Annotated in this window: 11 protein-coding genes and 1 pseudogene; 5 read left to right on the top strand and 7 right to left on the bottom strand. The window is 51.8% G+C overall.

All coding sequences use genetic code 11. The annotated features are described in order from the left end of the window. The 4 genes from C233_RS0114845 to C233_RS0114830 all read left to right on the top strand — a co-directional run bounded on the left by C233_RS0114845 (position 1) and on the right by C233_RS0114830 (position 2,362). Entirely contained in the window at positions 1–336 is a 336-nt protein-coding gene (locus tag C233_RS0114845) for a hypothetical protein (RefSeq protein WP_018668360.1), read from the top strand. Position 337: 1 nt separating this feature from the next. Beyond that, on the top strand, positions 338–1,126 hold the full coding sequence (locus C233_RS0114840) for a Rossmann-like and DUF2520 domain-containing protein (protein WP_018668359.1): 789 nt from the start codon (positions 338–340) through the stop codon (positions 1,124–1,126). A gap of 21 nt (positions 1,127–1,147) precedes the next feature. After that, positions 1,148–1,678 carry a KdsC family phosphatase gene (locus tag C233_RS0114835; protein WP_018668358.1) on the top strand — a complete coding sequence of 177 codons (531 nt, stop codon included), beginning with the start codon at positions 1,148–1,150 and terminating at the stop codon, positions 1,676–1,678. 99 nt (positions 1,679–1,777) lie between these two features. Then, complete coding sequence (locus C233_RS0114830; RefSeq protein WP_025068927.1) at positions 1,778–2,362, top strand: Maf-like protein; 585 nt, start codon at positions 1,778–1,780, stop codon at positions 2,360–2,362. 90 nt (positions 2,363–2,452) lie between these two features. Here C233_RS0114830 and C233_RS0114825 read toward each other — a convergent pair whose 3' ends face one another. The 6 genes and pseudogenes from C233_RS0114825 to pheS all read right to left on the bottom strand — a co-directional run bounded on the left by C233_RS0114825 (position 2,453) and on the right by pheS (position 10,360). Then, positions 2,453–4,648, bottom strand: a complete 2,196-nt coding sequence (locus C233_RS0114825; protein WP_018668356.1) for a tetratricopeptide repeat protein — start codon at positions 4,646–4,648, stop codon at positions 2,453–2,455. Positions 4,649–4,787: 139 nt separating this feature from the next. Further along, positions 4,788–5,813: a porin gene (locus C233_RS0114820; RefSeq protein ID WP_025068928.1), complete on the bottom strand. Its 1,026-nt coding sequence runs from the start codon at positions 5,811–5,813 to the stop codon at positions 4,788–4,790. A gap of 73 nt (positions 5,814–5,886) precedes the next feature. Then, positions 5,887–7,146 (bottom strand): phosphoglycerate kinase, encoded by a 1,260-nt coding sequence (locus C233_RS0114815; RefSeq protein ID WP_026314876.1) that lies wholly within the window; start codon positions 7,144–7,146, stop codon positions 5,887–5,889. 88 nt (positions 7,147–7,234) lie between these two features. After that, positions 7,235–7,910 (bottom strand): annotated as a pseudogene (gene nth, locus C233_RS22765) (endonuclease III). Next, entirely contained in the window at positions 7,907–9,103 is a 1,197-nt protein-coding gene (locus C233_RS0114805; RefSeq protein ID WP_018668352.1) for an MFS transporter, read from the bottom strand. Before C233_RS0114805 ends, nth begins: the two are co-directional and overlap by 4 nt. Positions 9,104–9,325: 222 nt before the next feature. Next, positions 9,326–10,360, bottom strand: a complete 1,035-nt coding sequence (gene pheS, locus C233_RS0114800) for a phenylalanine--tRNA ligase subunit alpha (RefSeq protein ID WP_018668351.1) — start codon at positions 10,358–10,360, stop codon at positions 9,326–9,328. Positions 10,361–10,519: 159 nt separating this feature from the next. On the opposite strand from pheS, the gene C233_RS0114795 reads away from it, so the two are divergent. Beyond that, positions 10,520–11,722, top strand: coding sequence for an MFS transporter (locus tag C233_RS0114795; protein ID WP_025068929.1), 1,203 nt, complete (start codon positions 10,520–10,522; stop codon positions 11,720–11,722). 184 nt (positions 11,723–11,906) lie between these two features. Here the strand turns inward: C233_RS0114795 and C233_RS0114790 are convergent, their stop codons facing one another. Further along, positions 11,907–13,988 carry a glycoside hydrolase family 43 protein gene (locus C233_RS0114790; RefSeq protein ID WP_018668349.1) on the bottom strand — a complete coding sequence of 694 codons (2,082 nt, stop codon included), beginning with the start codon at positions 13,986–13,988 and terminating at the stop codon, positions 11,907–11,909. Between the last annotated feature and the right edge of the window lie 3 nt (positions 13,989–13,991).

Below are 13,991 nucleotides of genomic sequence, written 5' to 3'. Positions count from 1 at the left end.
GTGAGCGCGGCAAAGGCAAACAATAATAAAGATACATACAAGGCTACGGCTATCACGCTGATTGTTTTCGGCGTGCTTTACCTGGCGGATAAACTGCTGCATCTCTCCGCATCGGGCTTGTCGTGGGTGATGAACAGGGATAACTTCCTGCTTTATACGGCGGTTATCTTTCTGTTGTTCAAGCACGATAAATCGGTGGGGCTGGTATTGGCTGGCTTGTGGCTGATACTGAACTTCGGGCTGATAACAGCTCTGCTCGGCACGATGTCGGCTTATCTGTTGCCGGTTGCATTATTAGTAATCGGCGGTATTTTATATTTGGTATCTACGAGATAAAATGAAAAGAAGCATAGAAGATACATCCGTTGTATTTATCGGAGCCGGCAACCTGGCGACGAACCTGGCAAAGGCGCTTTATTATAAAGGATTTCGCATCGTACAGGTTTACAGCCGTACGGAAGAGTCGGCACGGACCTTGGCGCAGGCAGTGGAGGCTGCCTATACTACCGACTTGGCGTCCGTTGCCGCCGATGCGCAGCTCTACATCGTTGCCTTGAAAGATGCGGCGTTTGTACGGATGTTGCCCGAAATCGTTGCCGGCAGGGAGAACGCCCTGTGGGTACATACGGCCGGCAGCATCCCGATGAATGTATGGGCGGGCAGGGTAGAGCGCTACGGTGTGTTCTATCCGATGCAGACATTCAGCAGGCAGCGCATGGCCGACTTCCGGCAGATTCCGGTTTTTGTGGAAAGCAATTCCGCGGAAGACGCCCGGTTCCTGAAAGATATCGCTTCCGCACTTTCCGGTAAAGTGTACGAGGCAACCTCCGAACAGCGTAAGAGCCTGCATCTGGCGGCTGTTTTTGCCTGCAATTTTACAAACCATATGTACACCCTTGCCGCCGGACTGCTGGAAAAGTACGGGCTTCCCTTTGAAGTAATGTTGCCGCTGATAGACGAGACGGCGCGTAAGGTGCATGAACTCGAACCGCGACTTGCCCAGACGGGACCTGCCGTGCGGTACGATGAGAACGTTATCGGCGAGCATTTGCAGATGCTTGCCGGTGAGCCGCAGATGCAGGAGCTGTACAAGCTGATTAGTGAGAGCATACACCGGCATAGTTAACCCTTTGGAAAGAATAACGGTATGAGTACGATTAATTACGATTTGAGCAAGATAAAAGCCCTCGCGTTCGATGTGGACGGGGTGTTGAGCGCCAATGTCATTCCTATGAGCACGGACGGCGAGCCGATGCGTACGGTAAATATAAAAGACGGCTACGCATTGCACCTGGCTGCCAAGCATGAAATTCCGCTGGCTATTATTACCGGCGGGCGTACGGAAGCGGTACGCAAGCGCTTCCTCGCCTTGGGAGTGCCGGCCGGGAATATCTATATGGGGTCGTCCGTCAAGATACACGATTACCGCGACTTCCGCGACCGGTACGGCTTGCTGGACGAGGAGATATTATACGTAGGCGACGATATTCCCGATATCGAGGTGATGAATACCTGCGGTCTGCCGTGTTGTCCGAAGGATGCCGCTCCGGAAGTGAAAGCCGTGGCGCGCTATATTTCCCACAAAGACGGAGGATACGGCTGCGGACGCGACATCGTAGAGCAGTTCCTCAAAGTAAAAGGCCTTTGGATGGCGGACGAGAGAGCATTCGGCTGGTAATTCCCGTCGGCTCGTTCTCCGGCAGCCCGTTGGTTTGTCGTGGCGGGCTTTGTTAACTTCCTTGCCGCATTCTTGTTAACTTATTATTTTTATAACATTATGTTGGATAACCTGAAGAAATATAAAGTGATTCTTGTCTCCAATTCTCCCCGGCGTAAGGAGCTGCTGGCAGGACTGGGCGTAAGCTACGAAGTGCGTACGCTGCCCGATGTAGACGAGTCGTATCCCGAAACTTTGCAGGGAGCGGACATACCTCTTTATATAGCGAAGGAGAAAGCGGACGCCTACCGTGACATGTTGCAGCCGGGCGAACTGATGATAACTGCCGATACCATTGTGTGGCTGGACGGAAAGGTGCTCGGAAAGCCGAAGGACCGGGAAGACGCCCTACGTATGTTGCGTGACATGTCCGGCCGTACCCACGAGGTATTTACCGGTGTCTGCCTTACTACCACGGAATGGCAGCGGAGCTTTGCCGCTCGTACGGAAGTAAGCTTCTCCGTACTGGGCGAGGAGGAGATTGCTTATTATGTGGATAAGTTCCGTCCTATGGATAAAGCCGGCGCTTACGGCGTACAAGAGTGGATTGGCTTTATCGGAGTGGAGAATATTTCGGGAAGTTACTACAATATCATGGGATTGCCGGTACAACGGCTTTATAGGGAGCTTATCAAGATAAAATAGTGTTCTTCCCCGTTTTCTCCAAGAGGAATTTTTGTTTTCCATAAGGAAAAACGCTCGTTTCTCCTTATGGAAACAAGTATGATTGTTAGATTAGGCCAAGTCTCTTATCAGCGGCAGGTCTTTTTCATCTATTCCCAGCCTGATAAGGGTGTCTCGGTCTTTATCGAACATTTCGAGGAACGTTTCGCGGCTGCCGCTTTCTGCGGTGGCTTTTCCGTATAATCCGGCTGCCTTTTCCATATTGCCCAGTTTCAGCGCCACGTGGCCTGCGTTGAGGTAGTCCGTGGCAATCGGTTGTCGGGCAAGCACTTTTTCATAATACCTCATGGCCTGTTCGGACTTCCCGCTGACGAACGAGCACCAGCCTATGGCACGCCATGCCTTGATGCAGTCGTTCTCCATGAGGTCTAATTTGAAGAAGTATTGCAGGGCCTCTTCATAGCGCTCTTGTTCGGCCAGGCAACTGCCGATGAAGAATATGACGTTGCGGTTTTCCGGCTGTATGGCTTCCGCTTTCCTGTAATACTCCAATGCCGTTGCGAAGTCGTGCATTTGGCGGTAGCAGGTGGCAAGGTGGCGGATAGTCCATACGTGGTCTGGTTTCAGTATGTCCGCTTTCCGGTAGGCATCGACCGCTTCTTTGTAGCGTTTCTCCTTTTGCAGGCAGTAACCGGTTTTCTGGAAGATGTCCGCATCGGCATAATTCATATCCGCCACTTCCTTGTAGATGCCTAATGCTTCTGCCGGATGCTCTTTGCGGAAATGGAAATCGCCTGCGGCAATCAGCAGTTCGGGCTTGTACAGGATGTCTTTCAGTGCCGGGATGCGGTGCAGGGCTATTTCTTCCTTGAATATATCGCGGAACTCGCGGCGGCGTTGGCTGAGCTTGAAGAAACGGTACAGGTCGTGGATATATTGGTTGCTGATGACATCCGGGCGCTGTGCATACTGTTTCAGACCGGACGATTTGCTTTCGTCCAGCAGTTCGTTCAGGTCTTGCGATGTCATTTGGCTCAGCATCATGTTGCGTTGTGCCTGCGGGATATGTGCCATGGTGAAGCAGAGCGAATACTTGTCGCTGTTGCAGAAAAAGCCCGATTGCAGTATCAGCGACAGCACCGCGTTTTCTCCTGTCGGTTTCAGCCCGAATTCCCGTATGATGCTGGAATGCTGCATATCGAACGGATAGAACCAGTTGTGCGGGTTCTGGAAGAACGGGTAGCTTTTGAGCTGGGCGAATGTGCTCATATACACATCGGCTCCTTCCAACTGCAATTCGTTCATTTCGCGTATCTTGTCGCCCAATCCGGATTCTTCGAAAGCTTTCTCCCAGTCCGGGTTCCGGTCGTCTTCATCGGCATTCTCCTCGAAGCCGTACTTCATGTTGCGCATGATAGTTACGTTTTTCATCATCTCGGGAATGATTTCCTCGCGCATCTTCTTGTCTATCTTCTCCGTTTCCTGGCTACGGAGCAGTTGGATATACACCCGGTTCAGTTGCTTGCCGAAACTGCCGTCCTCGTTGAGTAGCGACAGCTTTGCTTCCAGTTCGGGATAGAGCTGCAAGCGGTCGGGGTGTATGTGCAGTACAATGGTGATAACTACCAGTGCGCGTTGGCTGACTTGCGTATCGGCATGCGTCGCGGCATCCAGCAGCCACGAGAATTTACGCGGGTCGAAACATTCCATTAGGCTGAGCAGAACGGCTCCGATGAACAGGCACAGGTCATTGGCCGGTAACAGCTCGGAGTCCAGGTACATTCCCGCCTGCTGCTGCTCGTCTGCCGTCCAGCCGCTGTTGCCCCATGTGGTGAGGAACAGGTATTGGGCGGTTTCTTCGTGCCGCTGCAATGCACCGTCCAGGCTTTGCCGGTTGTCGGGCATGAGCTGGCAAACCGCCATATCGTCAGGGAAAGACTCTAATACTTTCAGCCAGGAGGACATGCCGTAACCGGCTGCCATGTTCTTTTTGTTCTTGTGCAGGGCATGGTAGTAACGGGTGGATACTTCATCGAGCAGGCCGATACGTGCCTGTTCGGCAAGCTCCCAGGTTTCCGCCAGGAGTTGCCGGTACAGTTTCTGCCGTTCCGGGTCATTTATTCCCTGTTGCATGTATTGTAACATGTACCGATAGGATACTTCGGCCTGTTCCAGGCGGTTGCGGAGAGTCCAGTCGTTACAGTTCCATAGGAAGGCTTCCAATTGGGTTTGGGCTTCTTTCAGGCGTTTCTGTTCCAGTAGGCCGGCTATATGCTGATATTGCTCTTGTATGGCTTGCTCGTTCATGAAATTGTATTCTTTAAGTGGTTATACTCAACAAATGTACAAAAAGAATGCCAAAATGTTCGATGTATTTCTAACCGTTTGTAAGAGTGGGAGAAGTTATCGCTTGGCTTGCAGGTAGTAAGTAACCGGAAGCCGGTACTCAGAAGCGAACCTGCAACTGCGCCTGCAACAGGTTGGAGCCTTCTCCCTTGTGGGGATTGCAGTAGGTGTACTGCGCTTGGAGGCGGCATTTGGGATAGAACCACCACTGTACTCCCGCCACGTAATTGGTCTGTTTGTAATCCTGCGCTTTATCCTGATTGAAGTAATCGTAGGAGGCTATGACATCGAATTTGGGAAGTACGTGCACGGATGCGGTTGCGTAATATCCGTCGCTCTTTACATGCCCGTCCTTGCCGGCGAGGTATTCGGTGCGCACGCTTACAGGTTTTGTCTGGATAGTGGCGCCTGCCGACCAACGGTTGCGCGTGTAACTGTCGCCTACGGCTATATTCGGATTGACGGATGATGCAGCTACGGCGCATCCCTTGCCTTTGACGAACGAGCCGCCCACCGACAGCCATTCCAGCGGGTGAAGCATTAGGCTGCCTACTATGTCTTTTTGGTTGTTTTTGTCTTTCAGGTTGATACCTTGCCCGTTCATAACGGCAAGGTTGTAGCTCAGCTTTTTCCTGAAAAGGTCGCCGTAGATAAGGATTCCCATGTCGCGGCCGCTGTTCGAACCGTACAGGGGGTCGCTTCCGTTGATACCTGCCAGGTAATTGACGGCTTGCGAATAACAGTTAATCAGTTCCACGAAGCAGGGAGACATGGGATTTTCGATAGTGTACATCGTTTTGAATTGCCCGATGCGGGCGGTGAGCTGGGGAAGGAACTGGTATTCCGTATAGGCTTCCAGTATCTTCCCGGTATTGGCGAAGCTGTACATGAAGTAACACGACCATTTATCGGTAATCTTGCCGCGTGCCATGAATATCACCCGCTTGATGTCGAAGGTATTGCTGGCTTTTTCGCCGGCATCGTCGTAGGTGTATCCCACCTGGGCGTAACCGGACAGGCTGATTCGCTCTTTCAGTGTATTCACTACATCGTTCAGGCAGGCATCCTGGGCTTTTAGCGCATATGCGGAGAGAAGAAGAAAGCAGGATAGTAGAATTCGTTTCATGTGTTGAGTGTATGATTAAAAAAAAAGCAACCCTTTTTTCAAAGAGCTGCCTTTTGTATGAATTGGATTCTTTTTATTCGTTGATAGCAGCGATACCCGGAAGAACTTTTCCTTCGATTGCCTCGAGCAATGCACCGCCACCGGTAGAAACATAAGAAACGCCGTTTGCCAGACCGAACTTGTTGACGCAAGCTACGGAGTCGCCGCCGCCTACGAGTGAGAATGCACCGTTCTTGGTTGCCTCTACGATAGCTTCACCTACCGAGCGTGAGCCGTGAGTGAAGTTTTCGAACTCGAATACGCCCGTAGGACCGTTCCAAAGGATAGTCTTGGAGTTCTTGATAACCTCGGCGAAAATCTTTTCCGTTTCGGGACCTATATCCAGGCCTTCCCAGCCGTCGGGTATTTCGTTTACCTTGCAGAACTTGGTGTTGGCGTCATTGGAGAAGGAGTCGGCAATCTTGGCGTCTACGGCCAATACGAGGTTCACGCCTTTTTCCTTTGCTTTCTTCAGCAGGTCGAGAGCCAAATCCAATTTATCGTCTTCGCAGATAGAAAGACCGATTTTACCGCCCTGGGCTTTGGTGAAGGTATAAGTCATACCGCCGGTGATAATCAGGTTATCCACCTTGTTCAGCAGGTTTTCGATGATTTCGATTTTGGAAGAAACCTTGGAGCCGCCCATGATAGCGGTGAACGGACGTTTGATGTCGTTCAGCACCTTGTCTACGGCTTTCACTTCTTTCTCCATAAGGTAACCGAACATCTTGTGGTCTTTATCGAAGTGTTTAGCAATCAATGCCGTAGAAGCGTGTGCACGGTGGGCAGTACCGAATGCGTCGTTTACATAGCAGTCGGCATAAGAAGCCAGTTTCTTGGTGAATTCTTTCTGGCTTTCCTTAACGGCAGCTTTGGCAGCCTTCTTTTCTTCGTCGGTTGCGTCTTCGGCCAGGCCGCGCGGCTTGCCTTCTTCTTCGGCATAGAAACGGAGGTTTTCGAGCAACAGCACTTCACCCGGTTGCAGGGCGGCAGCCTTTACAGCAGCTTCCTCGCCCATACAGTCGTTAGCAAACTGTACCTCAACACCCAGCAGCTCCGACAAATGTTTCAGGATGTGCTTCAAAGAGAACTTGTCGGTTGCACCTTTCGGACGGCCGAGGTGAGAACCGATGATAATACTGCCACCGTCGGCCAAAATCTTCTTCAGTGTAGGAAGAGCGGCACGCATACGGGTATCGTCTGTAATGTTGAAGTTTTCATCCAGGGGCACATTGAAGTCCACACGGACGAATGCCTTTTTTCCGGCAAAGTTAAATTGGTCAATTGTCATAATACTCTATTTTTATTTAAAAGTGTTACCGTTTTCGTTTCGTGACGGCAAAGTTAGTATTTATTTCTTTTTTTCGCTATGAAATCATTATTTATTCTTCCCCTTCACCGCTCTCTTTGCTTAACTTTATACTTCCGGCAGTAATATTTGCACATCAATTGCAAACCGCAGTTGTCACATTGGGGGGTACGTGCCTGGCATACATACCGTCCGTGCAGGATAAGCCAGTGGTGTGCAATGGCAAGCTCCGCTTCCGGAATGTACTGTACCAGCTCTTTCTCCACGCTGAACGGGGTGGTGCATTTATCGGACACCAGCCCCAAACGGTGGCTCACACGGAACACATGGGTATCCACCGCCATGGCAGCCTTGTTGTAGGCGACCGACTGGATTACGTTGGCCGTTTTGCGTCCTACGCCGGGAAGTTTTACGAGTTCCTCCAGCGTGTCGGGCACTTGGCTGTTAAAGTCTTTCACCAGCATTCTCGCCATGCCCACAAGATGCTTTGCCTTGTTGTTGGGGTAGGACACGCTGCGTATGTATTCGTACACCACTTCCGGCGTGGCAGCGGCAAGCACTTCGGGAGTGGGGAAGTCCCGGTAAAGGGCGGGGGTTATCATATTGACCCGCTTGTCCGTGCATTGTGCGGAAAGAATTACCGCAATGAGCAGTTCGTACGGATTGTCGTAATGCAACTCGGTTTCTGCCACAGGGCGGTTTTCCCTGAACCAGGCGAGTATCTTTTCGTAACGTTCTTTCTTTCTCATCGTAGTTTGTTTTTATGGTAATGGGGAGTGACTTTGCCGTTGAAGTAAAGCATGGAAACGATTGTAAGGCAGGCTCCGAAAAGGTAAGCCTTGTCGAAGGTGCTGACTTCCGCAATGTATCCGCCTGCCAGCATGCCGATACCTATCCCCACATCCCATGAGGTAAGATAGGTAGAGGTTGCCGTACCCCGCTGGTTGTTGGGTGCGAGGTTTACGAACAGCGTATTGTAAGCCGGGAACATGATGCCGAAACCTATGCCGAGCAGCAGCGCCACGGTAAAGAAGATGATATTGCATGCCATACTGTTCCACTCGATGATATAGACACATGCCGAGAGCAGGAAAAAACTGAATACCACGATGTATAACCCTGCCGAAATGACCTGCGTTATTTTTCCCCTGTCTACAATCTTACCGGAGAAGATGCGGGAGATAGCCATGCCCACCGCCATGAAAGTAAAGAAAAAGCCGGTAGTCGCATTGATACCGATTTCCCTGGCGTACATGGCAACGTAATTGGTGGTCATTCCATAAGGAATGGATAATAATAGCAGGCTGATACCCGCAGGGATGCCTTTGAGCAGGATAAAACGGTCGAGCGAAATCGGTTCGCGTTTCACCGGCGGCTTGTACGGGGTCTTTACCAGCGAGGCGCAGATAAAGCCGGCGATGCAGGAACCCAGCGAACAGCAGAAAATGGTGGTGTAGCTCATGCCCGCGTCGTGCAGGAACAAGCCGGACATCGGCCCCACAGCCATTGCTATGTTATTGGAGAGCCCGTAATAGCCCAGTCCTTCTCCGCGCCGCGATGAAGGCATGATGTCGATGACTACCGTATTTCCGCCTACCGTTACCATACCGAACGATACGCCGTGTATGATGCGGAACAGGATGAACAGTACCAGCGACCCGGCAATGATGTACCCGGCAAACATCGTCATGAAGATAAAGTAAGCCAGCAGGTACAGAGGTTTACGGGCGAAACTGTCCAGTAAATAACCGGAGAACGGGCGGATGCACAAGGCAGCCACCGTATAACAGGACAGGATGATACCGATAGTGGAGTTTCCGGCACTGAACACCTCGGACAGATAGAAAGGCAATACGGGTATCAATAGCCAAAAGCCGAAGTACAGCAGAAAGTTGGCTGCGAGAATAAAGCAATAGCTGGGAGTTACGAGCCTATCTTTCATAATACAAAGAGTTATAAGAGAAGGCTGCATCTTTTGCCGCCGCAAAGGGCGTGCCAGGATGCGCCTTCTGTTTTTCTTTCAGGTACGAACTATACGGAATACTGCGGATACGCTTTTGGGGAGCTTATGGAAATCCGTATAATCCCTACCTTATATATATGTAACAGTAAACCGCCTTTCTTCGATACGCCTTTGCCGGGCGTTGGAACGCGGTTCCGCCTATTAATAAGCCGCTTCGAATTCTTTCAGGAAGCGTGTATCGTTTTCAGAGAATAGGCGCAGGTCGTTTACACGGTATTTCAGGTTGGCGATGCGCTCTATGCCCATGCCTAAAGCGTAGCCGCTGTACACCTTGCTGTCTATTCCGTTCAACTCCAATACGTTGGGGTCTACCATGCCGCAGCCTAAGATTTCCACCCAGCCCGTTCCTTTGCAGAAGGGACATCCCTTACCGCCGCAGATATTGCAACTGATGTCCATTTCGGCACTCGGTTCCGTAAACGGGAAGTACGAAGGGCGGAGACGGATTTGGGTATCCTTGCCGAACATTTCCCGGGCAAAGAGCAGCAAAGCCTGCTTCAAGTCGGTGAATGATACGTTGCGGTCTATAACCAGTGCCTCTACCTGGTGGAAGAATGCGTGCGCACGATAGCTGATAGCTTCGTTGCGGTACACACGTCCCGGGCAGAGTACGCGAATAGGCGGTTCCGTAGTCTCCATGACACGGCTTTGTACGCTGGATGTATGCGTGCGCAGGATGATGTTGTGCGATACGTTCTCGGCATTGCTTTCGATGAAGAAGGTATCCTGCATGTCGCGTGCCGGGTGGTCTTCGGCGAAGTTCATGGCTGAGAATACGTGCCAGTCGTCCTCCACCTCCGGGCCGTCGGCGATGTTGAAGCCCATACGGGCGAATATATCGATGATTTCGTTCTTTACGATACTGAGCGGGTGGCGTGTACCGAGTTTCACGGGATAAGCCGAACGGGTGAGGTCGAGGTCGTCGCAACCGTTATCCTGGCTCTCGAATTGCTCTTTCAGGGTACTGATTTTTTCCTGCGCTTTGTTCTTGAGTTCGTTCAGGCGCATACCCACTTCCTTCTTGAGCTCGGCAGGTACGTTACGGAAGTCCGCCATTAGTTCGTTAATGGCTCCTTTCTTGCTGAGATACTTGATGCGCAGTGCTTCCAGTTCCTCGGCGTTAGCGGCTTTCAGTGCTTCCACTTCTTGCAGAAGCTCGTTGATTTTAGCTATCATATCGTTGTCGTTATTTATTCCTTAATGCATAAAACGGTGCAAAGATACAATTTTATCATTGTTTTGCCTTCAATCGCTGCATATTATTTTTTATTAACCCGGACTATCTCGGAATACTTTGCGTACCTTTGCACCCGGTTTCAATAAATGATAATTAGAATGACATCAACCCCAAGACCTCCGGTCGGCAGAATTGCTTTCCCCATATTGATTGCGTTGAGCGCTTCGCATTGCCTGAACGATTTGCTCCAGTCCGTTATTGCGGCTGTGTATCCCTTGTTCAAGCAGGATTTGTCGTTGAGCTTTGCACAGGTAGGCTTGATTACGCTGGTTTACCAGATGTCGGCTTCCGTGTTCCAGCCGTTAATGGGGCTGGTTTTCGATAAACGCCCCATTGCCTGGTCGTTGCCGTTGGGGATGTGCTTTACGCTGGCGGGCATTCTGAATTTGTCGTTCGCCACCAATCTGTATTGGCTGCTGGCTTCTGTTTTTGTGGTGGGCATTGGTTCCTCCGTGTTGCATCCCGAAGCATCGCGCATTACCTTCCTGGCTTCCGGGGGCAAGCGCGGACTGGCGCAGTCGCTCTTTCAGGTGGGCGGCAACCTGGGCGGTGCGTTGGGACCGTTGCTGGTAGCGCTGTTGGTGGCTCCGTACGGCAGGCATCATATCGTACTGTTCGCAATCTTCGCGGTGGCGGCTATCCTGGTGATGTTGCCCGTTTCCCGTTGGTATCGCTCTTATCTCAATCATATCAAGCGGCGTCCGTTGCTGGTGCGGAAGGAGGCGGAACGTCCGCTACCTGCCCGGATGACGGTTTTCGCCATTACCGTCTTGCTGGTGCTTATCTTCTCCAAATACATCTATATGGCAAGCCTTACGAGTTACTATACATTCTACCTCATTCATAAGTTCGGCGTCAGTATTCAGGACTCGCAGTTATTTCTGTTTGTGTTCCTGGTAGCCACTGCCATAGGTACTTTGGTAGGCGGTCCGGTGGGCGACAGGATAGGGCGCAAGTACGTTATCTGGGCTTCCATTCTCGGTACGGCGCCGTTTAGCTTGCTGATGCCCCATGCGGGACTTGCGGGTACGGTGGTGCTTAGTTTCTGCGTAGGTTTCATGCTGTCTTCCGCTTTCCCTGCCATATTGCTGTATGCGCAGGAATTGCTGCCCAATAAGTTAGGGCTGATTTCCGGGCTGTTCTTCGGTTTTGCCTTCGGCATTGCGGGTATTGCTTCGGCGGTGCTGGGCGGCATGGCGGATAGGTTCGGCATCGAGGCGGTCTATAATGTATGTGGGTTCATGCCTTTGCTGGGGTTGGTGGCGTGCTTCCTGCCGGATTTGAAGAAGCGGCAGGTATAAGTGGACGTATGCCGCCGGTAACGGCTTTCGGAGTGCATCGCGTTCTTCTCCGACCGCGATAAATCCGTCTCATGAGATAACGAAAATCATCCCGCGGGACGGATAAATTTGTCCCGTGGGATGATTTTTTTCGTCCCGTAAGATAAATCTTTTTGTTCCGTGGGACGGATTTTACCGGTTTACGTCATTGTACTACTTCCCATTCGAATACCGCTCCGTTCGTCCGCGTAGGGTTCGAACCAGGCCAGTCGGCCGAGTACGGTTCTCCGGTAAGTGCGTCTGTTCCTACGTAGCGGTTGGTCTTGAGCGACAGCAGCATACACTGGTTGCGGAGCATGTCCTGCCACATAAACAGGCTGGCATCGCTTTCCTTGTCTACCAAGCGCACGTCTCCCGAAAGCCCTTCGCCCGTAACGGTAAGGAACCCGCTTCCGTCCATTGCTTCTAAAGCTACACGGCCTTTTCCGCGGTCGTGTACCCTGAACCGGCTGCCGTCGGGGTTGTATTCTTTGCTTCCCGTATCCGCATTGCGCAATATGCGGCGCGGGCTTGTCCATACGGGAGTGCCGTTCGCCAGGTTTTTGAGGGTAATCGTTTTGCCGGCGGGCAGATTGGCGGAACGGTCGGCAAACGGTTCTTCGAGTTCGAAATTGTCGAACTCTGCATATCCTCCTTCTTTCCCTTCCGTGTTGTAGGCAAATGGGGCGAATCTCACCCCTTGAAAGGTTTTCATCTGGTAGGCCAGGCGCAGGTTGCTCCCCATTTTCCTGAAGTTTTTGCCGTCGGTGCTGTAGCTCAGTTCGGCAAGGTCGCTGTCGAAATCTCCGTGGGCGCGGAAATAGACTTTTTCCGCTGAAACGGGTTCGTCGGTTGCTTTGTTCTCCACCAGGTCGTAGAAGCGGATTACGTCTCCTTTACCGGTTCGCAATACACCTATCCAGTAGTAGGGGACATTCAGCAGCCCCAGTCCTGCTATGTCGCCTTTCTTCAGTGAGCGGGTGTTCAATTCTACGGTGGCACTCGATTCGGGACCGACCGTACGTTGTGTCAGCGAGTTTTTGGCGTGCATAAAGCTCTTGGCGGGCATCGTATGCAAGCGCAGCGCTCCGTTTTTCAGCGACCATTTTTTCTCCACAGGGTGGTGGTTCCATTGCCAGATAGGTTTCAGCTTTTTCCCGGAGAAGTCGTCATTGCGTTCGTAGGTGGTATGGGGAGTTGTTTCGATGCCTGTATCCGGCTTGAACCAGGTGCGGGGCGAGCGTCCTAAGTTGTTCTCTATTCCGAAGAACGGCCAGCCGTCTTTCCATGTAACCGGAGAGAGGAAGGTCAGGCGGCCTACGGACTTTACATCCATCATCGAGACGCCCCACCATTCACCGTTGGGCAGGTCTACGATGCCGCCTTGATGAAGCGGTACGGCGTAGTAGGCATCCGGGTTCGGGGCGGTGAATGTTATTTTGTCTCCTTCATCGGGGATGTCCGACCAGAATCCGAACTCGTTCGACCACCAGCCGCGTTGCGTGCCCATGGTTTCGCGGTGGCTGATGACTGCCGTTTCGTACGGGCCTTCCACTTTATCGGCGCGGGCGCATTGCATACGGCCTACGGGTGCGTAGTCTGCACTGATGATGTAGTATTTCCCGTCTATCTTGTAGAAATGATGCCCTTCTCCCATGGCGCTGCCTTTGGGGATGATTACTTTCTCGCTGCCTTCTACATAACCGCTGAAGTCGGGTTTGAGCTGAATCAGGCGTACTTCGTCGTAACCGTGCACGGCATATATCTTGCCGTCGTCGTCGAATAGTATTCCCAGGTCGTAAATCCTGCCGCCCATGTTCTTGTGTGTCCAGGGACCGGCGGGGTCTTGGGCGGAAAATACTTGCAGGCCGTGGTCGTTTACGTTGACGAATACATAGAACGTGCCTTTGTGGTAGCGGATAGCAGGCGCCCATATCCCGTTTCCGTATATGCCTTTATCGCCTTCCAGGTGGAAGTCGGGGCCTAAATCGAGTCTGTCGAATATGTATGTTACGAATTCCCAGTTTACCAGGTCTTTGGAGTGCAGCAACGGCAGGCCGGGCATGGCGTGCATGGAGCTGGCTACCATATAGTAATCCGTTCCCACGCGTATCAGGTCGGGGTCGGTGAATTCGTCGTAGAACAGAGGGTTGGTGAAAGTCCCGTTGCCGTTGTCGGCTGTCCACGACTGGGCTTGTAGCTGACAGAGGGCTGCCAGGCCGAGGATGATAGCGAATATATGTTTCATGGT

The sequence above is a fragment of the Bacteroides gallinarum DSM 18171 = JCM 13658 genome, assembly GCF_000374365.1.
In the GTDB taxonomy this organism is placed as follows: Bacteria; Bacteroidota; Bacteroidia; order Bacteroidales; family Bacteroidaceae; genus Bacteroides; species Bacteroides gallinarum.
This window is presented reverse-complemented; position numbering and strand designations above follow the sequence as displayed.